Source organism: Pseudomonas sp. CROZ-RG-20F-R04-15 (genome assembly GCF_022662375.1).
Taxonomy (GTDB): domain Bacteria; phylum Pseudomonadota; class Gammaproteobacteria; order Pseudomonadales; family Pseudomonadaceae; genus Aquipseudomonas.
Window position 1 is genome coordinate 240,641 of the sequence record NZ_JAKNQL010000003.1, and the last position, 22,915, is coordinate 263,555.

Consider the following 22,915-nt stretch of genomic DNA (forward strand, 5'->3'; position numbering starts at 1 on the left):
CAAAAAGCGAGGTCAGGGAATGCAGACTTCCCTCGATGAATACGACTACATCGTGGTCGGCGCCGGCCCTGCCGGGTGCCTGCTGGCCAATCGACTGTCGGCAGATCCGCAGCAACGCGTGCTGCTGCTCGAAGCCGGCGGGCGCGACAACTATGCGTGGATTCACATTCCTGTCGGTTACCTGTTCTGCATCGGTAACCCGCGCACCGACTGGTGCTTCAAGACCGAAGAACAACCGGGCCTCAACGGCCGCGCCTTGAGCTATCCGCGCGGCAAAGTGTTGGGCGGTTGTTCGTCCATCAACGGCATGATCTACATGCGCGGCCAGGCCAACGATTACGATGGCTGGGCGGCCGAGGGCAATCCGGGCTGGGCCTGGAACGATGTGCTGCCACTGTTCAAACAAAGCGAAAACCACTTTGCCGGGGATGCTGAATTTCACGGTGACAAGGGTGAATGGCGCGTTGAACAACAACGACTGTCGTGGCCGATTCTGGATGCCTTTCGCAGTGCTGCCGAACAGAGCGGCATCGCCAGCATCGACGACTTCAATCAGGGCGACAACGAGGGTTGCGGCTACTTCCAGGTCAATCAGAAATCCGGCGTGCGCTGGAACGCGGCGAAGGCGTTTTTGAAACCGGTGCGTGACCGGGCGAATCTGACGGTGCTGACCGGGGTTGAGGTGGATCGTGTCTTGCTGGAGGACGGTCGCGCCTCAAGAGTCAGCGCGCGTCATGAAGGTCAGGTCAAACAGTTCAAGGCGCGTAAAGAGATCGTGTTGTGCGCCGGCTCGGTCGGTTCGCCGAGCATTCTGCAACGCTCCGGGATTGGCCCACGGCCGCTGCTCGAACGCTTGGGCATCGGCGTGATTCATGAGCTGCCGGGCGTCGGCGGCAACCTGCAGGATCACCTGCAACTGCGCCTGATCTACAAACTGGAAAACGCCCGAACCCTGAACCAGATCGCCGGCAGCGTGTGGGGCAAGATGGGCATGGGCCTGCGCTATCTGTATGACCGTAGCGGGCCGCTGTCGATGGCGCCGAGTCAGTTGGGCGCGTTTGCGCGTTCGGGGCCGGAACAGACTTCGGCGAATCTGGAATATCACGTGCAACCGTTGTCGCTGGAGCGCTTTGGCGAGCCGTTGCACAGTTTCCCGGCGTTCACCGCTTCGGTGTGCGATCTGCGTCCGCAAAGTCGTGGGCGCATCGATATTCGTTCGGCTGATCCACAGGAAGCGCCGTTGATTCAGCCCAACTATTTGAGCCATCCCGAAGACCTGCGCGTGGCGGCGGACGCGATTCGACTGACCCGCCGTATCGTCAGCGCCCCTGCCCTGCAAGCGTTCAAACCGGTCGAGTATCTGCCCGGCGCCAGTCTGCAAAGTGAAGAACAATTGCAGGAAGCCGCGGCGAAGATCGGCACGACGATTTTCCACCCGGTCGGTACTTGCCGCATGGGTAATGACGCTGAGGCGGTGGTCGACGCACAGCTGCGCGTCCATGGCGTGCCCGGCTTGCGCATTGCCGATGCGTCGATCATGCCGCGCATCACCTCGGGCAACACCTGTTCGCCTACGCTGATGATTGCCGAGAAGGCTGCTCAACTGATCCTGGCGGGACCTGTACACAGTCCAAATGTGGGAGCGAGCCTGCTCGCGAATGCGGTAGCACATTCAACATAAACGTTGACTGACACGACGCCTTCGCGAGCAGGCTCGCTCCCACAGGAATCAACAGCACATTCAAGGCATCGCGCATCACCCGGACACGCAACACCAGTGGAACAACAAAAACAATCACTGTGAGGGATACCGATATGTCAGAACACGTTCAGCCGCTGGACGCTGTGCGCAGCGCGGAGACCAGCCCGGATACACGCAAAGTCATCTTCGCCTCATCACTGGGAACGGTGTTCGAGTGGTATGACTTCTTCCTCTACGGCGCCCTCGCGGCGGTGATCAGCAAGCAGTTTTTCGCCGGAGTCAACGACACCACCGCATTTATCTTTGCGCTGATGGCCTTCGCCGCAGGCTTTATCGTGCGGCCGTTCGGCGCGTTGGTATTCGGTCGGTTAGGGGACATGATCGGGCGCAAATATACCTTTCTCGCGACGATCATTCTGATGGGCGTGGCGACGTTCTGCGTCGGTCTGCTGCCGACCTACGCCAGCATCGGCATCGCCGCGCCGATCATTCTGGTGCTACTGCGCATGCTTCAGGGCCTGGCGCTCGGCGGTGAATACGGCGGCGCTGCCACCTACGTTGCCGAGCACGCGCCAATCGGCAAACGCGGCTTCCACACCAGCTGGATTCAGTCCACTGCCACCCTCGGCCTGCTGCTGTCGCTGCTAGTGGTGCTCGGTTGCCGCTACTTCACTGGCGATCAGTTTGAAGTCTGGGGCTGGCGCATTCCGTTCCTGCTGTCGATCGTGCTGCTGGGCATTTCCACCTGGATTCGCCTGAGCCTGCACGAGTCGCCGGCGTACCTGAAAATGAAAGAGGAAGGCAAAACCTCGAAAGCGCCGATCCGTGAATCCTTCGGCAAATGGGAGAACCTCAAAGTCGTGTTGATCGCCCTGTTCAGCATCAACGCCGGCCAAGCTGTGACCTTCTATGCGGCGCAGTTCTACGTGCTGTTCTTCCTCACCCAGTTCCTGAAAATGGACCCGGCGGTGGCCAACACCTTGCTGATCATCAGCGTGGTCATCGGCGCGCCGTTCTTCATCTTTTTCGGCTGGCTGTCGGACAAGGTCGGACGCAAACCGGTGCTGATGCTGGGCTTGCTGCTGGCCACGGCGCTGTACTTCCCGATCTTCAAATCCCTTGCGCACTACGCCAACCCGGCGATCGATCAGGCCAGCCGTCAGGCGCCAATCACGGTGCTGGCGGATCCGGCGACCTGCACCTTCCAGTTCGATCCGGTCGGTAAAGCTAAATTCGACAGCCCGTGCGACAAGGTCAAAACCTTCCTGGTCAAACAAGGCCTGCCCTACTCCAGCGCCGCTGCGCCTGCTGGCAGCGCCGTGCAAGTGAGCGTCGGCGACGTCAAACTCGATGGCTTCGATGAGGCCGCCCTGCGCGGCGCGATCACCCTCGCCGGCTACCCGCAACAGGCCGATCTGCAGCAGATCAACAAGCCAATGATCGTCGCCCTGATCGTGGCGCTGATCATCATCTCGGCCATGTGCTACGGCCCACTGGCAGCGCTGATGGTCGAACTGTTCCCGACGCGCATTCGCTACACCTCGATGTCGCTGCCATATCACATCGGCAACGGCTGGTTTGGCGGATTTCTGCCAACGGTGTCGTTTGCGTTGGTGGTGTACACCGGGGACATCTTTTATGGGCTGTGGTATCCGGTGTTGATCACCGGGGTCAGCCTGGTGGTGGGGATGATCTGTTTGCGTGAGACGAAGAATATCGATCTCGACAAGAACTGAAACTCAACCAGACACATCAATCGGCGAGGGCTTTGACCCTCGCCGTTTTTTTGCTCAAGCATCAGCCTTGATCACCTCGAACTTCACCTGATCCGGATAAAACGCCACGTAGTCCTTGATCGGCCCGACCGAGATTTTCGGTTTCTCATAAGTCCACACCGCGTTCGCCCCTTCATGCCCCGGCACTTGCAGGCTGAAGTAGTTGGCGTCGCCCTTGTACGGGCAATAACTGGTGTGATCGGTGCGGGCGAAGTACTTTTCGTCGATGTCTTCGCGGGGGATGTAATAGACCGGCGGGTAGTTGGCTTCGTTGAGGATCAGTACGTGGGACGAGGCGGCGACCTGGATGCCGTGGAATTTCACCAGCAGACAGCCGGGAAGTTGTTCGAGGGTGATGACGGGACTGGGGCCGGAGGTTTTCATGGGGTTCTCCTGGATACGGCGAAGAGACCGGTTCAGGTATAGCGCATTGGTTCTGGTTAGGGTGGGTTTACAGCCGAACGGCCCATCAACTTCAAAAGCCCCTCACCCCAGCCCTCTCCCGGAGGGAGAGGGAGCCTACGGGGGTGTCTTTCGTTCTACATCGACCTGAAATTGCGGTGTCGATTATGGATTCGGCATCGCGCTATCAGGTCGATGTATTTCTGTAGCATCCCCCAATCAGTCCCCTCTACCTCTGGGCGGTCCGACGTTTCGGGAGGGTTAGGGTGAGGGCCGCTCTTCAGGCATCACGCAACGATATCAGTCGCCACCGCTTGCCCCACCACACCCACAGCAAAATCCACCAAACCCTGCCCCGTCAGGTCAACCATCAGGCTGGTCTGATTGGTTTGCGCAAAGTAAGTCAGGATCGCATCGCCCGCATGCCCGGTGAAACCGCTGACGAAGTTCAGCGAAGCCGCACCCGTTGCAAACCCGGCAATCCCCGACAGGTCGATCTTGTCCAGGCCGCTGGTGAAATCCATGATCCAGTCCGGCGCGGTCATGGTCGAATCGCTGGCGGCACCGAACACGAAGGTGTCTGCGCCTGCACCGCCCCACAAGGTATCGCCACCGCCACCACCGTAAATGATGTCATTACCGGCACCGCCGAACAGATCGTTGGCGGCCGCATTGCCGATCAGCAGGTCATTGCCCGAACCACCCACCGCGTTCTCCACGGTCACACCGTGAGCGATGGACACGTTACCGACGAGGCCACCGACGTCGGAGAACGAACCTTCATTGAGGTTGATCTTCTGGTTCTGGCTGAAGCCGGAGAAATCCAGGGTGTCATTACCGCCGCCATCCCACACCGAGAAAACCACTTTGGAGGACGCCGAGGTGGCGCTGTAAAAGTCGCGTTCGGCGTTGGAGTTGAAACCGTAGGTGGTGTCATCGGCGCGGGTCGCGTAGTTGGCGCCATACAGTTTTTGCACCGCAACGATATCGTCCAGCAATGGCGCCGAAGCGTACGCGCCGCTGCCGTCCTTGCTGAAGTTCTGATCGGTGTTGGCTTCGCTCCAGTAGCTCATCAGGCTGTAGCCACGGGTATCTTCGGCGTACTTGGCATCGTTGTAGGTCGGGTTGCCGTTTCCGGCGTTGTACGCGCCCGGGTGCGACAGGCCGAGGGTGTGGCCGATCTCGTGGGTCAGGGTCTGGCGCCCGTAGTTGTTGGTGTCCGGGGTCTTGTTGACCTGATATTGATCGTTGATCAAGTACCACGACTGGCCGTCATAGCTGCCGCCGCTCGGCAGATAAGCGAACGCTGCGCCACCGGTGCTGACGTCGTAGTTACCGAAGGTCATGTGACCATCGCCACCCTTGCCTTCAGTGAAAGTGACGTTGGCGACATCGGCCCAGGATTGCATGGCCAGCACGGCCTGGGCCTTTTGCTGGGCGCTGAACTCGCTGAAGTTGCCCAGTTTGACGTTGTAGTTCGCTGGTTTCTCGGTCAGGAAGGTGTAACTGAGGCCGATCTTGCCGTCAGCGTTCTTGTCGCCCCACAACAGGCCTTTGCGCAGGATTTCATCCGCAGCCTGGTCGGCAGTGAATGAGGGTTTGCCGTTGACCAGCCCGACGCCACGGTCATATAGATGGCTGAAGGTATTGATTTCGTCGAAGGCGCTGCTGGTTTTCGATTTGGCTTGAGCCATGGTGGACTTCCTTGTTTCTGAGTAGTCAGTGTCGACAGACCACGGCGATCTTCTGGCGAGATCGTCCTGTCACTCGCATGTTTGCATCGGCGAAAAACCTGACACAGGCGCAAACCGGGCGCTAATCAATTTCTCGATAGCCCTGCCTGCGTCCCTGTATTACCCGTCACCTGCTGCAATGCTTTTTATCTGTATATCCATACAGATAAAAGTTGCCCCTGACGGCAAGTCCGGCCATTCTGTGCACCTGTTCCGACCTTGATCGACGATGGTGGTTATGCGGCTCTACCTCTGTGAAAAACCCTCCCAGGCCAAAGATATTGCGGCCGTGCTCGGCGCCAAGCGTCGGGGCGACGGCTGCTGGCTGGGAACGGACGTCACGGTGACCTGGTGCATTGGCCATTTGCTCGAAACCGCGCCGCCGGATGCCTATGACGCGCGCTACAAGCGCTGGGTGCTGGCTGATCTGCCGATCATCCCGGACAAGTGGAAAATGACCGTCAAACCGCGCACCGCCAGCCAGTACAAAGCGGTCAAGCGCCTGCTCGGCGAGGCCAGCGAGCTGATCATCGCCACTGACGCCGACCGTGAGGGCGAGATGATTGCCCGGGAACTGGTCGAGCATTGTCGTTATCGCGGGCCGATCCGTCGCTTGTGGCTGTCGGCGCTGGACGAAGCTTCGATCCGCAAGGCTCTGGCGGCCCTGAAACCGGGCGCCGAGACATTCAGCCTGTATCACTCGGCGCTGGGCCGCTCGCGAGCGGACTGGCTGATCGGCATGAACATGAGCCGGCTGTTCACCCTGCTCGGTCGGCAATCGGGTTATCAAGGCGTGTTGCCGGTCGGCCGGGTGCAGACACCGACCCTCCGCTTGGTGGTCGATCGCGATCGCAGCATCGCCGATTTCGTGCCGGTGCCGTTCTGGGCGATCGATGTCGATCTGCTGCACAACGGCACGCCGTTTACCGCGCAATGGCGTGCACCACCGGATGTCTGTGATGATCAGGAGCGCTGCCTGAATCAGGCGCTGGCCCAGCAAGCGGCCGCCGCCATCAACGGCGCTGCCAGTGCCCGGGTGGTCAAGCTGAAAACCGAGCGCATGCGCGAAGTGGCGCCCCTGCCCTTCGATCTCGGCACCTTGCAGGAAGTCTGTTCGAAGAAACTCGGCCTCGGCGCGCAGGAAACCCTCGACATCGCCCAGGCACTCTACGAAACCTACAAAGTCATCACCTACCCGCGCAGTGATTGCGGTTATTTGCCGCTGAGCCAGCACAGTGAGGCGCCGGGGATTCTCACTGCGCTACGTCAGGCCGATCCGAGCCTCGAAGCGCTCAACGGGTTTCTGGAGCCGCAACGCAAATCCCGTGCATGGAACGACGCCAAGGTCAGCGCGCACCACGGCATCATTCCAACCGCCGCCGCGAAGAATCTTGAACGCCTGAGTGGCAAGCACCGCGCGGTCTACACGCTGATCCGCGCGCGCTATCTGGCGCAGTTCCTGCCCAACCATGAATACGATCGCACCCAAGCCGATTTCGATTGCGCCGGTGAAGCCTTGCGCGCGGTCGGCAAGCAGATCATCGAAGCGGGCTGGAAACGCGCCCTGCCGGAGGCACTGACACCGGCCAAGGGCCGCGAAGCTCCCGCGCCGCAAACCTTGCCGGCCCTGAGCCAAGGCGTTGAATGCACCATCGCCGCGGTGAAGCTCAAGGATCTGTGGACGCAGCCGCCCAAGCCCTACACCGAGGGCGATCTGATCAAGGCGATGAAAAACGTCGCCAGACTGGTGGAAGATCCGCTGCTGAAACAGAAACTCAAGGACACCACCGGCATCGGCACGGAAGCCACCCGCGCGTCGATCATCCAGGGCTTGCTGGATCGTGGTTATCTAGTGAAAAACGGCAAGGCCCTCGCTGCCACACCGGCGGCGTTCAGCCTGATCGATGCGGTTCCTCGCGCAATTGCCGACCCCGGCACCACGGCGATCTGGGAGCAGGCGCTGGACATGGTGCAAAGCGGCGAAATGAGTCTGGAAGAATTCGTCACCAAACAAGCGGCGTGGATGAGCAAACAGGTGACCCGCTGCTCCAGCCTCAGCCTGACCATCAGCGGCCCGCCACCCGCCGGCAAAACCGCAGCACCGTGGAAGAAGAAACGTAAATCGACGCGCAGCAAAACCGCAGGCACCACCAAACGCACGGCGAAACCGGCGGGCAAATAAAACCCGCTACTGTTTCTGCAAGGCTCAGCACTTTCAGGAACCCGGCGTATGGCCAATATCGAACTGCACCCCGCCCAGCGCGATGAGCTGGAAGTCATCGAAAACCTCATGCAGTTCTACATGTATGACTTCAGCGAATGGCTGCCGCTGAAGCTCGCCGAGCATGGTTTTTTCTCCATCCAGCCGAAAACCGGCTACTGGCGCCATCCGGCCACCCAACCATTTTTGATTCTCGTCGACGGTGAACTCGCCGGTTTCGTGACCGTCGATAACGAAACCCATCTCACAGGCGCCGAACACAACATCGGCTACTTCTTCATCGCCCGACGCTTCCGTGGCCAAGGCGTCGCGCAGTTTGTCGTCTCTGCCCTCTTGAGCCACACCCCCGGTCAATGGCAGATTTTCCATATCGACGCCAACCTGCCGGCCCAGCGCTTCTGGGCCAGACTGATGCCTGTATTGAGCGGCGGCGATTTCACCCGGCAGCAGCGTGAAGTGGACGGTTATCCGTGCACGTTCTACCGCCTGTGCACGCCTTTTTCCGTTGCCTGAACGGATTCTTTCTCATTCCAAAACAGCTTTGTCCGACAATATGTAGTGAGCAAAAATAATCACTACAAAACCGTTGACGGCATCGTTTTGCTTTTGCATGATGAAGACGTTCCCCGATCGGGAACATCGGTAACACGCTTGAGCAAACTCGTCTGACCGCCGAGTTGTTTTTTCCGGATACACGCTGCCCACAAGGCAGATTGAAGAAGCTGACCTGGCCTGAACGTCCAGTACAAGGACGAGAAGCGCTGGCGAAAATTCTCAAGACGCTTGTGGTCGACACGGTAAATGTCGTCAAGGAGCCTCCCGGTTTTCGCTGCTTCTCCTCGTTGTGACGCTATTGCGTAGCAGTTATTCAACACGACTACATGCAACAGATGCACGACCCCGTACTGCACACGGGCGAGCGCTGACGTCCTGGTTTCGGTGCCAGGGATCAACTAACCGATGGGCTACCTGTATTAGCGAATCAACTTTGAAAGATCACCAGACTGGTCAAGGGGCAATATCATGAATCTGAACAATCAACCTACTATCGAAGAACTGGCTCGTATGTTCGCTGCGCAGAAAGACAGCCACGACAGCCATATTCTGTGGATCAGCAAGTCGGGGCAGGTGCATATCGACTGCCTGGCGACCCATGCTGACGAAGACGAGTTCGACCGCAACCATCAGAACCTGCTGGCCCGCCTGAAGATGTACCGCCGCGGCCACGGTTATGTTGGCAAGAAAGCCGCAGCCGACAGGGACTTCATCGGTAATGTTCTGCAAACGCTGAAACAGGCGTGGGGTTCGATGCAGAACCACAATGAAGTTCGGGTGATTGATCGGTTCTGCTGAGTTAGTCATCAAATAATTGAAAGGCCTGCTTCCTTAAAGGAAGCAGGCCTTTTTTTGTTCGCTTGCATTGATTTGGCGTGACTGGAATTGTAGCCCCTCACCCCAGCCCTCTCCCGAGGGAGAGGGGGCCGATTTATGGTGCTTTCAGAACCAGAGTTCGGCTCAGGTTTCTCAGGTCGGCGTACATCGCCCAAGCAACTCGGTCAGTCCCCTCTCCCTCTGGGAGAGGGTTAGGGTGAGGGGCTTCCCATGTCCAACACCAATTCCACAAACGCCACCGCCGCCGCACTGTGATAATTATTGCGCCGCCGCAACAACGCCGCCCCACGCTGCGGTGCATCACTCTCCAGCCGCAACCGACGCAACGCCCGATCCTCCGTCGCAATCGCCTGCGGCAACATCGTCGCCAGCGGCGAATGCCGCACCACTTCCAGCAACGTGCTCACCGAGTTCACCTCGATCCGCACCTGCGGCGTAATCCCGTGTTGCCGGAAATATTCATCCACTGACAACCGCGTAATAAAGTCCGGCGCCAACAGGGCAAAGTCCAGTGCAGCAATATCTTCTGGCGTCAGCACTGAGCCACTGTCATATAGCGGATGCTCGCGCCCGACCATGATCCCCAGCGTTTCGGTAAACGCCGGAATGCACTCGATATCGGCGCTGCGCACCGGCGTGAACGCAATCGCAATATCCAGCGAGTCATCCGCCAGCCCCGCCTCAATGTCATCCATCGACAACTCGAAGATCTGCAAATGAATCCCCGGGTACCGCGCGGCAAAGTCGCGCACCAACGGCCCGACCAGATACGCCATGAACGTCGGTGTCATCGCCAGACGCAACGTCCCGCGAGACAAATCCTTCACGTCATGCAACGCGCGCTTGCCCGCCTCCAGCTCCACCAACACCCGCCGTGCGCATTCGATGTAGGCCGCGCCGGCATCTGTCGGCTTGACCGTGCGCGAAGTGCGATCAAACAGATTCACTCCGAGGGTTTCCTCCAGTTGGCGAATCTGCTGCGACAAGGTTGGTTGCGACACATGCAGCGCCTCGGCGGCACGGGTAAAGCCGCCGTGGTCGGCAACGGCCAGCAGATAACGCAAATGTCGCAGCAACATGGCAATCACCATCTATAGGCAGGGCTTATGCGAAGCATTGTATATCGATCTTGGACGCTATGGATGAATCGGCAGAAGATCAATCCCACACAGCAAGCCAACCCCTGAAAGGAGTGACACCATGCAACAGTCCCACGCCTACAACGACACCAGCCTGGCCCTGACCACCCGCGTTCTCGACGCCAAGGCACGCAAAGATCTGTCGTGGCAGGATCTGGCCGACGGCACTGGCCTGAGCCTGGCGTACGTCACCGCTGCCCTGCTCGGCCAGCACCCGCTGCCGGAAAACGCCGCCCAAGTGGTCGGTGACAAGCTGGAACTGAGCGCTGAAGACGTCGCGGCGATGCAGATCATCCCCCTGCGTGGCAGCCTCAGCGGCGTGCCGACCGACCCGACCATCTACCGCTTCCACGAGATGATCCAGATCTACGGCACCACGCTCAAAGCGCTGGTTCACGAGCAGTTCGGCGACGGCATCATCAGTGCGATCAACTTCAAACTCGACATCAAGAAAGTCGAAGACCCGGAAGGCGGCTCCCGCGCCGTGGTCACCCTCGACGGCAAGTTCCTGCCCCTGCGTCCGTTCTGATCCGCCCCGGCCCGCACCGAACGTGCGGGCCAACCCACCTCGAATGGTTACCCGTCACCCAACACATCTGGAGGCTGCCCCATGCAAAAAATTCTGTTGATTCTGGCCCTGCTCGGCGGCTTTGGCACCCAGGCAATCGCCGCTGACGAGGTCGTCGCCTACCGCTACGGCATGCAATTGGACATCGCCCAAGTGCTGAGCATCACCCCGGTTGCCGACGTGTGTGGCGTGGTGCCGGTGGAGATGACGTATCTGGACAGCCACGGCGGTAAACACATTCTTCAATACAGCGAATTCGGCAGCGGTTGCTCGAACTAAGAGGACAACACCATGAAAAACCTGATTGATGGCTTCCTGAAATTCCAGAACGAAGCGTTCCCGCAACGCACCGAACTGTTCAAACACCTGGCGACCACGCAACAGCCGGGCACCTTGTTCATCACCTGCTCCGACAGCCGCGTCGTGCCTGAACTGCTGACCCAACAAGAACCCGGCGAGCTGTTCGTGATCCGTAATGCCGGCAATATTGTGCCGTCCTACAGCCCGCATCCGGGCGGGGTTTCGGCGACGGTGGAATATGCGGTGGCGGTGCTCGGCGTGACCGACATTGTGATCTGCGGGCATTCGGACTGCGGCGCGATGACCGCAATCGCGAAGTGCAAATGCATGGATCACCTGCCCGCCGTCAGCGGCTGGCTGCAACATGCCGAGTCGGCGAAAGTGGTTAACGAATCACGACCGCATGCCAATGACGCGGCGAAATTGAGTTCGATGGTGCGCGAAAACGTGATTGCGCAACTGGCGAACATTCAGACCCACCCGAGCGTGCGCCTGGCTCAGGAGAAAGGCCTGCTGAATCTGCATGGCTGGGTGTATGACATCGAGACTGGCTCGATCGATGCGCTGTCCTCGGACCGCCGCACGTTTGTGCCACTGGCCGAACAACCGGCGACTTGCGCGATCCATGCACAAAGCACGCACGCCGCCTGAGCAACTGATCGTTCCCGCGCTCTGCGTCGGAATGCCTCAAGGGACGCTCTGCGTCCAGTGACGCGGAGCGTCACGGGCTGCGTTCCCACGCTGGAGCGTGGGAACGATCACTGGCTACGAGATCAGCGTTTTACCGTGAGGTCTATTTGGGTCATGCGGCTACGAACGGTGAACACGCCATCCCCCGAAAGAATCGCGCTGCGCGCAAACAGGCGCCCGCTCTCCCAGTTCGAAAGCCCCAACTCCGGCTTGTTCAGCGCGTACTGCCCATCGACCCAACGGGTAACGCCGTTGCCCACGAACGGCGCATTCACCGCGTTGTAAAAACGCTCTTGTTCGGCGGCATCTTCACTGATCAACGACACGGTAAATTGCGGGCTGTAGCGGTTGAACAGCGCAATCGCCTGATTCAGATCGTCGACAATCATCAGGCTGACTTCCGGGGTTTCTTCCCATTCCCATTCGCGGCCCAATGCGGATTCCGCCAAGGGCTCAGCCAGCGCTTCAGTCTGATAACCCTCAGCGCGATAAACCTCGACCGTTGCGTTCTGCCACTCGCCAGGCAGACAACGTTCGCTGCCTTCAACGATGTGCAGCTTGCAACCCTGGCCACGCGCGGCGCCGGCCTGTTGCAAAGCCTCAAGAAACAACGGCACCAGTTCCGCCGCGCGATCACGATGGATCAGGCAGACGTTCAACGTATTGCAGACTTTGCGATCCAGCGAGTTGCGCACCACGGCGACGAAACGTGTGGCATCGGCAGCACGATCGGCAATCAACCACGCGCCCCCCGTGCCATGCAGGCTGACCGCGGTGCCAGCCTGCTGGGCGATACTGCCCAACTGACTGACCGCACGACCCGAACCGCGCGCCACCGCCAACGACAGACGTCGGTCAGCGAACATCGCCCAACCGGCCGCATGATTAACACTTTCCACCAACGCCACCGCACCGGCCGGCAGACCGGCATCGGCCAGCGCCGGGTTCAACGCGTGAGTGACAATGGCTTGCGCGGTACCCAACGCATCGCTGCCGATGCGCAGTACGGCGGTGTTGCCGGTGCGCAAGACACCGGCCGCATCAGCGAACACGTTCGGCCGACCTTCAAAGACAAACGCAACAATACCCAGCGGCGAGACTACTTGTTCGACCTTCCAGCCGTCATGCTCAACGCTGCTGATGACTTTGCCACGCGTTGCCGCCGCATCACGCCAGGCGCGCAGGCCGGCAATCATGTCGCCACGCATGCGCTCATCGGCGAGCAGGCGCGTGGTGGAGCGGCCGCGCGCCTTGGCTCGCTCGATGTCGGCGAGGTTGGCGGATTCGATCTGCGCCCAGCAATCCGGAGTTTCCAGACGTTGCGCGAACAGGTCGAAAAACTGGCTGATCGCCTCATCGGACACCGCCGACAACGCGGTGAATGCCGCTGCCGCGCGCTCGATCGCTACCGACGCCGCTTGCTGATCCGCCACGGGGACCAGCAGCAACTCGCCACTGACCTGCTCCACCAGCAGATGATCACCGGGCTGAAACCGCGCGGCCAGTTCGGGGCTGACCACGGTGACGCGGTTACCAGCGAAAGGGATCGGCGTGCCAGCGACTAGACGTTCGAGCGCAAGAGACATGAAGCGGATTCACCATGCAGGGAGCGGCCGGAAAATGTATAGGAACACAATCCTCCAAAGCAACCGCTAACCCTGTGGGAGCGAGCCTGCTCGCGAAAGCGGTGGATCCGATACATCAATGTTGGCTGACCTGACGCCTTCGCGAGCAGGCTCGCTCCCACAGGGTTTTGTGGTGTTTGGCGGATCGGGTCAGAAGACTGACCAGCCAATCCGCGCGCTAAGCATCTCCAGCGCCGCCATCCCCGCCAGCGAGTTCCCCGCCGCATTCAACTCCGGCGACCACACGCACACCGTGAACTGACCCGGCACCACCGCGACAATCCCGCCGCCGACGCCGCTCTTGCCCGGCAAGCCAACGCGATAGGCGAAGTTGCCCGCTTCGTCATACAGCCCACTGGTGGCCATGATCGAGTTGACCTGCTGGGTTTGTCGGCGCGTCAGGATCTGTTCGCCGCTGTGTTTGCAGAAACCGTCATTGGCCAGAAAGCAGAACGCCCGCGCCAGATCAATGCAGTTCATGCGCAACGCGCAGTGGCTGAAATAGCTGCGCAGCACCGCTTCGACGTCGTTGTGAAAGTTGCCGAACGACTGCATCAGATACGCCATCGCCGCATTGCGCGCGCGGTGTTGGTATTCGGAGTCGGCGACTTTGCCGTCGATCATGATCTGCGGATTGCCCGACAGGCGCCGGACGAAATCACGCATCGACAAAGTAGGTGCGGCGAAGCGCGACTGGTTGATGTCGCAGATCACCAGCGCGCCGGCGTTGATGAACGGATTACGCGGCCGACCGCGCTCGAATTCCAGTTGCACCAGCGAGTTGAACGGTTGCCCGGACGGCTCGTGACCGAGGCGTTCCCAGATCGCTTCGCCGGAATGATCGATCGCCTGCACCAGGCTGAACACCTTGGAAATACTCTGCACCGAGAACGGCGTCTCGGCGTCACCGGCGCAGTACATCTCGCCGTCGTTGCCATACACGGCGATGCCCAGCTGATTGGCCGGCACGGTGCCGAGGGCGGGAATGTAGTCAGCCACTTTGCCCTGCCCGATCAAAGGGCGGACAGCGTCAAGAATCTCGTTCAACAGCGCTTGCATGCCGGGTTCCGAAGTCTCGCCCCGTGGGATTGCGGGGACACTGGGGCTAGACGCTGCGCCCGCCCGTCGAATCACACCGGCCGGCATTGCGCAGAATGTTCTAGGCTAAACCGCACATTCAGAAACCGGAGAGCACCATGCATCTCGAAGGCTCCTGCCATTGTGGCGAGGTCACGTTCAGCCTCACCAGCGCCCACCCTTATCCTTATCAACGCTGCTATTGCTCGATCTGCCGCAAGACCCAGGGCGGTGGCGGTTATGCGATCAACCTTGGCGGCGACGCGACCAGCCTCAAGGTCCGCGGGCGCAAACACATCAGCATTTATTACGCGAAGATGAAAGGCGAAGGCGATCAGCGCGCCCATCGCAGCACGGCCGAACGACATTTCTGTTCACTGTGCGGCAGCGGCTTGTGGCTGTTCAGCCCGGAGTGGCCGGAGCTGATCCACCCGTTCGCTTCGGCCATCGACACGCCGTTGCCGGTGCCGCAGGAGCACACGCATTTGATGCTCGGTTCGAAAGCAACCTGGGTCGAAATCGAGGCGAAACCCAAGGACCAGCAATTTGACGAATATCCCGAAGAATCGATTGCCCAGTGGCATGAGCGCCTCGGCTTGACCCGCTGAACCGTGCCCCCTGGAGTGAGCCTGCTCGCGATAGCGGTGGATCAGCAGCAAAAATGCTGATTGGACTGACCCCTTCGCGAGCAAGCTCGCTCCCACAGTGATCTGTGGTGCTCACAAATCCAATGTGGGAGCGAGCTTGCTCGCGAAGGGGCCGGCACAGGCCACAGCATTAATCCAGATGCGCCCAGGTCATCCGAAACGACGCCCCACCCCAAGGCGAATCACCCACTTCAACCTGCCCGCCATGGGACTGCGACACCCGGCGCACCAACGCCAGACCCAAGCCAAACCCTCCGGTGCGGCGATCGCGGCTGGCATCCAGCCGCGAAAACGGCTCAAAGATCTTCTCCCGCCCGTCCACCGGCACGCCCGGCCCGTCGTCGTTGACCTGCACTTGGTAATAATCACCGCTGCGCACCAGCGTCACTTCAACCCGCTGCTCGGCATACCGAATCGCATTGCGCAGCAGATTGATCACTGCCCGCGCCATGAATCTGGGCTCGATGCGCACCGTTTCGAGCCGGCACTCACCAATCAACAACTGCACGCCCGCCGCCTCTGCCTCCAGCGCCACGCTGCCGACCACGCTGTCGAGCCAATTGGCAGCCTGGATGTTTTCACGCTTGATCACCGTCGCGCCGCGCTCAAGGCTGGCATAGGTCAGCAGTTCCGAAACCATTTCCTCCAACTCGCCGAGGTCGGCGTACATGTCGGCAATCAGCTCGCGGTTCTGGCTGGGGTCCGATTGCTGCTTGAGCTGATCGAGTTCAAACGACAGCCGCGCAATCGGCGTGCGCAGCTCGTGGGAGACAGCGTTGGTCAGTTCGCGCTGATTGGCGATCAGCCCTTCGATGCGCGCTGCCATCAGGTTGAAGTGCTCGGCCAGATCGCGGATGTTCGAGCGTTTCGACAACTGGATGCGCACCGACAGATCGTTGTCGCCGAAACGCTCGGCGGCCAGGCGCAGTTTCTCCAGATCACGCCAGTGCGGGCGTACCCAGAAAAACAGGACGAAACCGATCAGCACGGCAATCATCAGGTAGGCGCCGGCGATGTAGAACGGCATCAGGCTCGGCTCGGCCGGTAAGCGGATGCTGAGCAATTGCGGGCCATCGTCTATCGCGGAAATGTACTGGGTGTATTTGTCGCGGATCACCAGCAACCCTTGGGCCAGCTCGGCTTTTTCCTCGTCGCTCAGGGCCAGTTCACCCGCATCGACCAGCGTCAGCCCCAAGCCATAATGCGGGCGAATCGTTTCCAGCTGGTTTGCCCGGGCCGGCCCGTCGAGGTCACGCAACTGCTGAGCCAATGTCCACGCTTGACCTCGCACAGCCTCGCGGTTGTAGTCCTGCATCTGATAATCGAGCAAGGCATCAAAGGTGCGTTCGACGGTCTGCAACGCCAGCACCAGACCAATCGTCATGACCAGAAACAGCCCGAGAAATAACCGCAGCATCTACAGCTCCCACGCGAACGGATTGAACAGATAACCCTTGCCCCACACGGTCTTGATACACATCGGCTCGCGGGGGTTGTCCTTGAGCTTGTTGCGCAACTTGCTGATGTACACGTCGACGCTGCGGTTGAGCCCGTCGAAGGCAATTCCACGCATGCGATTGAGGATGTCGTCACGTGACAGCACCTTGCCGGCCGCACTGGCCAGCAACCACAGCAGCTCGAATTCCATGGTGGTCATTTCAATGATTTCGCCCGCCAGCCGCACTTCCCGACAACTGCGGTCGACGCTCAACTGGCCGAACTCCAGAAAACTGACGACATTGCTGTCCGGCACCTGTCGCCGTTGCAGCGCTCGCAACCGGGCCAGCAACACCGGCGGCTTGATCGGTTTGATCACGTAGTCATCGGCGCCGGACTCCAGGCCGAGAATGTGGTCCAGATCATCTTCCTTGGCGGTCAGAATCACGATCGGCGTGTCCGACACACTGCGAATCTCGCGGCACACATGCAGACCACTCTGCCCCGGCAACATCAGGTCGAGCACCACCACTTTCGGCTTGAATTCCAGAAAGGCCGCCACGGCCAGATCGCCGCGCAGCACGGTGCGTACTTCGTAGCCGTGCTGTTCGAGAAAGTGTGCGATCAGCGCTGCCAGACGCTCATCGTCTTCCACCAGCAGGACTTTGCCAAAACCCAGGTTATCCATAACGCCCGTCTGCCGCCCATGTGTGAAGTGGCCGACATTATGGCGGCAATCGCGGTGGGGGCGTTTGCTTCAGGCAGCAAAAACCGGCCACTGGGCCGGTTTTCGGTGATGTTTCATACTCTTAAGAGTTTTTAACAATCTTATGCCGGGACGCCGCTGTGGAAGCGGAACTCGTCGTCCGGCGACTCGATCAGTTCCTGCTCGGCGGCACGGACCTTGTCGATGACCTGAGCAATATCCTTCGCGTCCCCATACTGGTAGGCGAGTTTCAGATAACCCTGAAAATGCCGCGCTTCGCTTTTCAGCAGGCCAAAGTAGAACTTGCCGAGTTCTTCGTCCAGGTGCGGCACCAGTGCTTCGAACCGCTCGCAACTGCGCGCTTCGATAAACGCGCCAACCACCAGCGTATCGACCAGTTTCACCGGTTCATGGCTGCGTACAACCTTGCGCAAGCCCGAAGCATAACGGCCGGCGTGGAGCTGACGCAGTTCGATCTTGCGCCGTTTCATGATGCGCATGACCTGCTCGTGGTGCACCAGTTCTTCCCGGGCCAGACGCGACATCATGTTGATCAAGTCGACGTGGGAATGGTACTTGGCAATCAGGCTCAGGGCGGTGCTGGCCGCTTTGAACTCGCAGTTCTTGTGGTCGATCAGCAGGGTTTCCTGATCGGCCAGTGCAGCCTGAACCCAGGCGTCGGGCGTGCGGCAGCCAAGGAATTCGTGGATTTCGGGAAGGATCATGGGGCTCACGGTAAAGGTGTTCGAGCGAAGGGCGCCGATTATACCGGCCTGCCCGCAGACCACCAGCGGCTGGCGTTGATATGCATCAAGTCGCGCACGATCGGGCAGCAACTATAGTTGTGCAACGCCGTGCCTTTTCTTTGCTGGAGACTCCGCTCATGCAAGCCATTCGCAGCATTCTGGTGGTCATCGAACCCGAACATTCGGAAAGCCTGGCGCTCAAGCGCGCCAAGTTGATCGCTGGCGTGACCCAGGCCCATCTGCACCTGCTGGTGTGCGACAAGAAGCACGACCACGCCGGCATGCTCGGCGTGCTCAAAGCCGCGCTGCTGGCCGACGGTTACAGCGTGACCACCGAACAGGCGTGGAACGAGAGCCTGCACGAAACCATCATCGATGTGCAGCAGGCCGAGGGTTGCGGGCTGGTGATCAAACAGCATTTCCCTGACAGTTCGCTGAAAAAAGCCCTGCTGACTCCGGCGGACTGGAAGCTCTTGCGCCACTGCCCAACCCCGGTGCTGCTGGTGAAAACCGCCGGTTCGTGGAAGGACAAGGTGATTCTGGCGGCGGTTGATGTGGGCAACGCCGACGGTGAGCACCGGCATCTGCACACCACGATCATTGATCACGGCTATGACATTGCCAGTCTGGCCAAGGCGCATCTGCATGTGATTGCGGCGCATCCTTCACCGATGCTGTCGGCGGCGGATCCGACGTTCCAGCTGAGCGAAACCATCGAAGCGCGCTATCGCGAGCAGTGTCGGGCGTTTCAGGCGGAATTTGATGTCGATGACGAACATTTGCACATCGAGGAAGGCCCGGCGGATGTGCTGATCCCGTTTATGGCGCACAAGCTGCAGGCGGCGGTGACCGTGATCGGTACGGTGGCGCGAACCGGTTTGTCAGGAGCGTTGATCGGCAATACCGCAGAAGTGGTGCTGGACGAGCTGGAAAGCGATGTGCTGGTGCTCAAGCCGCAGGAGGTTGAGGATCATCTGGTGGAGTTGGCGGTGAAGCATTAAGGATTGCGGCGCCTGATCCAGCCCCTTCGCGAGCAGGCTCGCTCCCACATTGGATTGATGTCGTTCACAAAACCATTGTGGGAGCGAGCCTGCTCGCGAAGCTTTTGATCTTCAGGCGCCGAAGGCGTCTTTCAAAAAGCCCGGAGCGATGTAGCGCTGGTAGTGCGCTTCTGACAGCAGGAAGAATTCCCGATCAATGGCATCGCGCAATTCCGGCAGATTCCACTCGCGAAACTCCGGCAGCAGCACCATGCCGTACGCTTCCAGATTAATGATCACCCGCGCACCACGGGCAATCAGCTGATACGCCCAACAATATTCCGACTGATGCGGCACGAAGCGGATCTTGCGCTGCTCGAGTTGCTCGCGCAGGCGCGCCGAATCGAAAATCTCGACCTTGGCCGCCATCACTTGTGACAGCAATTGCTCCAGCCGCAACCACACCGCACGTTTTTCCTCCTCGTTGTAACCGTTCCAATGGATCACTTCGTGGTGGAAGCGCTTGCAGCCACGGCACACCAGATCACCGTAAACAGTGGAGCAGAGGCCGACGCAGGGGGTCTTGATGGTCTGATTGGGCATAAGATAGGCAAAACACTGAAACGCGGAACAGGTCGGCATGTTAGCCCTTTGTCGGGCATTGATCACCCCTCAAACATCAGGGTCTCAGCCGCACCGCGCGTTTGCCCCGGCCGCGCGCATTGCCACGAAAGTCCAATAGAGCCCGACTTACCTTTAAATTTTTTTTGCCGTAGAATCAGCCAGCCTTTTAAGGCGCCAATGTCCGTTAGAAGCTGTTTTCAAAGCGTCACGAGCACAGTCGTTCCTTCAGAGCGGTGTTGGCGAGGGATTTTTCCAGCGGGGAAAAATCCAGCGCCAACCCTCATCAGCTCCCCGTTCTGCAGGCGTAAAACTTTGAAAGCAGCTTCTGTAAGGAATTGCCGGTAATTCTGGCCGAACGACCCACAACGTCGTGAGGAGCATGAGTACGGCAATTTCGGGATGAGCGTCCCGGACACCCATTTGGGACCACTGATGAGGGTAATAACTGTGCTTGAAGCCTACCGCAAACATATCGAAGAGCGTGCAGCCCTGGGTATCGTTCCCCAGCCGCTTAACGCCGAACAAACAGCAGGCCTGGTCGAGCTGCTGAAAAACCCTCCGGCTGGCGAAGAAGAATTTCTCGTTGACCTGATCACCAATCGCATTCCACCAGGCGTGGACGAAGCGGCCTATGTAAAAGCCGGCTTCCTGTCTGCACTGGCCAAGGGCGAAGTTTCCTCCCCGCTGCTGGACAAAAAGCGCGCTGTAGAACTGCTCGGCACCATGCAGGGCGGCTACAACATCGTCACTCTGGTTGACCTGCTGGACGATGCCGAGCTGGCGCCAGTCGCTGCCGCGCAACTCAAGCACACCCTGCTGATGTTCGATGCGTTCCACGACGTCGCGGAAAAAGCCAAGAACGGCAACGCTCACGCTAAAGCCGTGCTGCAATCCTGGGCTGACGGCGAGTGGTTCAAAAACCGTCCGACCCTGGCTGACAAGATCAGCCTGCGCGTATTCAAGGTTACCGGCGAAACCAACACCGACGACCTCTCCCCTGCTCCTGATGCCTGGTCGCGTCCAGACATCCCGCTGCACGCCCTGGCCATGCTGAAAATGGCCCGTGACGGCATCGTTCCTGATCAGCAGGGCGCCATCGGCCCGATGAAGCAGATCGAAGAAATGCGCGGTCAAGGCTTCCCGATCGCCTACGTCGGTGACGTGGTCGGTACCGGTTCGTCGCGTAAATCCGCCACCAACTCGGTACTGTGGTTCTTCGGCGACGACGTTCCTTACGTGCCGAACAAGCGCGCTGGCGGTTTCTGCTTCGGCAGCAAAATCGCTCCGATCTTCTACAACACCATGGAAGATGCCGGCGCCCTGCCAATCGAGTTCGACGTTTCCAACATGAACATGGGCGACGTGATCGACCTGTACCCGCATGCTGGCAAAGTCTGCAAACACGGCACCGACGAAGTCCTGACCACCTTCGAAATGAAAACCCCGGTTCTGTTGGACGAAGTCCGTGCCGGCGGCCGTATCCCGCTGATCATCGGCCGTGGCCTGACCGAGAAGGCTCGCGCCGAACTGGGTCTGCCACCGTTCGATCTGTTCAAGAAGCCTGATGCACCGATCGAAAGCACCAAGGGTTACACCCTGGCGCAGAAAATGGTCGGCAAGGCTTGCGGTCTGGCAGAAGGCAAAGGCATCCGTCCTGGCACCTACTGCGAACCGAAGATGACCACCGTAGGTTCTCAGGACACCACCGGTCCAATGACCCGTGACGAACTGAAAGACCTGGCGTGCCTGGGCTTCTCCGCTGATCTGGTAATGCAGTCGTTCTGCCACACTGCGGCGTATCCAAAGCCGATCGACGTGACCACCCACCACACCCTGCCTGACTTCATCATGACCCGCGGCGGCGTTTCCCTGCGTCCGGGCGACGGCATCATCCACTCGTGGCTGAACCGCATGCTGCTGCCAGACACCGTGGGTACCGGTGGTGACTCGCACACCCGTTTCCCGATGGGCATCTCGTTCCCGGCCGGTTCCGGTCTGGTTGCGTTTGCCGCTGCCACCGGCGTTATGCCGCTGGACATGCCGGAATCGATCCTGGTGCGCTTCAAAGGCAAAATGAAACCTGGCATCACCCTGCGTGACCTGGTTCATGCCATTCCTTACTTCGCCATCCAGAACGGTCTGCTGACCGTCGAGAAGAAAGGCAAGAAAAACGCCTTCTCCGGCCGCATCCTGGAAATCGAAGGTCTGGAAGGTCTGACCCTGGAGCAGGCGTTCGAACTGTCCGACGCCTCGGCCGAACGTTCGGCTGCCGGTTGCACCATCAAGCTGTCGAAAGAATCGATCACCGAGTACCTGAACTCCAACATCACCCTGCTGCGCTGGATGATCGGCGAAGGCTACGGCGATGCACGTACCCTGGAACGTCGTGCTCAAGCGATGGAAGCCTGGGTTGCCAACCCGGAACTGATGGAAGCCGATGCCGACGCCGAATACGCCGAAGTCATCGAAATCGATCTGGCCGACATCAGCGAGCCGGTACTGTGCGCGCCGAACGATCCGGACGACGCCCGTCTGCTGTCCAGCGTTGCTGGCGAGAAGATCGACGAAGTGTTCATCGGTTCGTGCATGACCAACATCGGTCACTTCCGCGCTGCCGGTAAACTGCTGGATCAGGTCAAGGGTCAGCTGCCAACCCGTCTGTGGCTGTCGCCGCCGACCAAGATGGACGCTCACCAACTGACCGAAGAAGGCTACTACGGCATCTACGGCAAGGCTGGCGCGCGCATGGAAATGCCAGGCTGCTCGCTGTGCATGGGTAACCAGGCACGTGTAGAGCCGAACGCGACTGTTGTGTCGACGTCGACCCGTAACTTCCCGAACCGTCTGGGCGATGGCGCGAACGTCTACCTGGCTTCGGCCGAGCTGGCGTCCGTGGCTTCGATCCTGGGTCGCCTGCCGACCGTCGAGGAGTACATGGAATACGCTGGCAAGATCGACAGCATGGCGGCCGATATCTACCGCTACCTGTCCTTCGACCAGATTGCCGAGTTCCGTGAAGCTGCTGCGAACGCCAACATCCCGGTCGTTCAAGCCTAACGCTGCAACGCAATGAAAAACGCCGCCCATCGTGAGATGAGCGGCGTTTTTTTATACGTCACACATAGACACTGTGGGAGCGAGCCTGCTCGCG

Annotated in this window: 20 protein-coding genes; 11 read left to right on the forward strand and 9 right to left on the reverse strand. The window is 59.7% G+C overall.

Going from position 1 to position 22,915, the window contains the following annotated elements:
• Positions 1 to 19: 19 nt before the first annotated feature.
• Both L8H52_RS07215 and L8H52_RS07220 read left to right on the forward strand, forming a co-directional pair.
• Entirely contained in the window at positions 20 to 1,681 is a 1,662-nt protein-coding gene (locus L8H52_RS07215; protein WP_242206378.1) for a GMC family oxidoreductase N-terminal domain-containing protein, read from the forward strand.
• Positions 1,682 to 1,815: 134 nt separating this feature from the next.
• Complete coding sequence (locus L8H52_RS07220; RefSeq protein WP_016982967.1) at positions 1,816 to 3,438, forward strand: MFS transporter; 1,623 nt, start codon at positions 1,816 to 1,818, stop codon at positions 3,436 to 3,438.
• 54 nt (positions 3,439 to 3,492) lie between these two features.
• Here L8H52_RS07220 and L8H52_RS07225 read toward each other — a convergent pair whose 3' ends face one another.
• The gene (locus L8H52_RS07225) at positions 3,493 to 3,861 is read right to left on the reverse strand and encodes a DUF427 domain-containing protein (protein ID WP_242206380.1); all 369 of its coding nucleotides are present in this window, start codon (positions 3,859 to 3,861) and stop codon (positions 3,493 to 3,495) included.
• A gap of 305 nt (positions 3,862 to 4,166) precedes the next feature.
• Positions 4,167 to 5,573, reverse strand: a complete 1,407-nt coding sequence (locus L8H52_RS07230) for a serralysin family metalloprotease (protein WP_242206382.1) — start codon at positions 5,571 to 5,573, stop codon at positions 4,167 to 4,169.
• A 277-nt stretch (positions 5,574 to 5,850) separates the two neighbouring features.
• Here L8H52_RS07230 and L8H52_RS07235 point away from each other — a divergent pair, with 277 nt between their 5' ends.
• From L8H52_RS07235 to L8H52_RS07245, 3 genes are all read left to right on the forward strand, one after another.
• The gene (locus tag L8H52_RS07235; protein WP_242206384.1) at positions 5,851 to 7,794 is read left to right on the forward strand and encodes a DNA topoisomerase III; all 1,944 of its coding nucleotides are present in this window, start codon (positions 5,851 to 5,853) and stop codon (positions 7,792 to 7,794) included.
• A gap of 48 nt (positions 7,795 to 7,842) precedes the next feature.
• Positions 7,843 to 8,346, forward strand: coding sequence for a GNAT family N-acetyltransferase (locus L8H52_RS07240; RefSeq protein ID WP_242206387.1), 504 nt, complete (start codon positions 7,843 to 7,845; stop codon positions 8,344 to 8,346).
• 510 nt (positions 8,347 to 8,856) lie between these two features.
• Positions 8,857 to 9,186, forward strand: a complete 330-nt coding sequence (locus L8H52_RS07245; protein ID WP_242206388.1) for a hypothetical protein — start codon at positions 8,857 to 8,859, stop codon at positions 9,184 to 9,186.
• A 230-nt stretch (positions 9,187 to 9,416) separates the two neighbouring features.
• Here the strand turns inward: L8H52_RS07245 and cynR are convergent, their stop codons facing one another.
• Positions 9,417 to 10,304: a transcriptional regulator CynR gene (gene cynR / locus L8H52_RS07250; RefSeq protein ID WP_242206390.1), complete on the reverse strand. Its 888-nt coding sequence runs from the start codon at positions 10,302 to 10,304 to the stop codon at positions 9,417 to 9,419.
• 121 nt (positions 10,305 to 10,425) lie between these two features.
• Between cynR and cynS the strand changes: the two genes are divergently transcribed.
• The 3 genes from cynS (at position 10,426) to L8H52_RS07265 (ending at position 11,883) form a co-directional block, all read left to right on the forward strand.
• On the forward strand, positions 10,426 to 10,893 hold the full coding sequence (gene cynS, locus L8H52_RS07255; protein WP_016982959.1) for a cyanase: 468 nt from the start codon (positions 10,426 to 10,428) through the stop codon (positions 10,891 to 10,893).
• 81 nt (positions 10,894 to 10,974) lie between these two features.
• Positions 10,975 to 11,211 carry a DUF2790 domain-containing protein gene (locus tag L8H52_RS07260; RefSeq protein ID WP_242206392.1) on the forward strand — a complete coding sequence of 79 codons (237 nt, stop codon included), beginning with the start codon at positions 10,975 to 10,977 and terminating at the stop codon, positions 11,209 to 11,211.
• Between the two features lie 12 nt (positions 11,212 to 11,223).
• Complete coding sequence (locus tag L8H52_RS07265; protein WP_242206394.1) at positions 11,224 to 11,883, forward strand: carbonic anhydrase; 660 nt, start codon at positions 11,224 to 11,226, stop codon at positions 11,881 to 11,883.
• Positions 11,884 to 12,005: 122 nt separating this feature from the next.
• On the opposite strand, the gene L8H52_RS07270 is transcribed toward L8H52_RS07265, so the two are convergent.
• Positions 12,006 to 13,508 (reverse strand): aldehyde dehydrogenase family protein, encoded by a 1,503-nt coding sequence (locus L8H52_RS07270; protein WP_242206396.1) that lies wholly within the window; start codon positions 13,506 to 13,508, stop codon positions 12,006 to 12,008.
• Positions 13,509 to 13,697: 189 nt separating this feature from the next.
• Positions 13,698 to 14,606, reverse strand: coding sequence for a glutaminase B (glsB, locus tag L8H52_RS07275; RefSeq protein WP_007911001.1), 909 nt, complete (start codon positions 14,604 to 14,606; stop codon positions 13,698 to 13,700).
• A 137-nt stretch (positions 14,607 to 14,743) separates the two neighbouring features.
• Here glsB and L8H52_RS07280 point away from each other — a divergent pair, with 137 nt between their 5' ends.
• On the forward strand, positions 14,744 to 15,232 hold the full coding sequence (locus L8H52_RS07280; protein WP_242206399.1) for a GFA family protein: 489 nt from the start codon (positions 14,744 to 14,746) through the stop codon (positions 15,230 to 15,232).
• A gap of 169 nt (positions 15,233 to 15,401) precedes the next feature.
• Here the strand turns inward: L8H52_RS07280 and L8H52_RS07285 are convergent, their stop codons facing one another.
• From L8H52_RS07285 to miaE, 3 genes are all read right to left on the reverse strand, one after another.
• Positions 15,402 to 16,688 (reverse strand): ATP-binding protein, encoded by a 1,287-nt coding sequence (locus L8H52_RS07285; RefSeq protein WP_242206401.1) that lies wholly within the window; start codon positions 16,686 to 16,688, stop codon positions 15,402 to 15,404.
• A complete protein-coding gene (locus L8H52_RS07290) occupies positions 16,689 to 17,396 on the reverse strand; it encodes a response regulator (RefSeq protein WP_242206403.1) in 708 nt (235 codons plus the stop codon).
• A gap of 140 nt (positions 17,397 to 17,536) precedes the next feature.
• On the reverse strand, positions 17,537 to 18,139 hold the full coding sequence (miaE, locus tag L8H52_RS07295; protein WP_016982950.1) for a tRNA isopentenyl-2-thiomethyl-A-37 hydroxylase MiaE: 603 nt from the start codon (positions 18,137 to 18,139) through the stop codon (positions 17,537 to 17,539).
• 158 nt (positions 18,140 to 18,297) lie between these two features.
• On the opposite strand from miaE, the gene L8H52_RS07300 reads away from it, so the two are divergent.
• A complete protein-coding gene (locus tag L8H52_RS07300; protein ID WP_242206405.1) occupies positions 18,298 to 19,161 on the forward strand; it encodes a universal stress protein in 864 nt (287 codons plus the stop codon).
• Between the two features lie 111 nt (positions 19,162 to 19,272).
• Here L8H52_RS07300 and L8H52_RS07305 read toward each other — a convergent pair whose 3' ends face one another.
• Positions 19,273 to 19,743, reverse strand: a complete 471-nt coding sequence (locus tag L8H52_RS07305; protein WP_105709177.1) for a DUF1289 domain-containing protein — start codon at positions 19,741 to 19,743, stop codon at positions 19,273 to 19,275.
• A gap of 468 nt (positions 19,744 to 20,211) precedes the next feature.
• Between L8H52_RS07305 and acnB the strand changes: the two genes are divergently transcribed.
• Positions 20,212 to 22,821, forward strand: a complete 2,610-nt coding sequence (gene acnB, locus L8H52_RS07310; protein ID WP_242206570.1) for a bifunctional aconitate hydratase 2/2-methylisocitrate dehydratase — start codon at positions 20,212 to 20,214, stop codon at positions 22,819 to 22,821.
• The last annotated feature ends 94 nt before the right edge of the window (positions 22,822 to 22,915 follow it).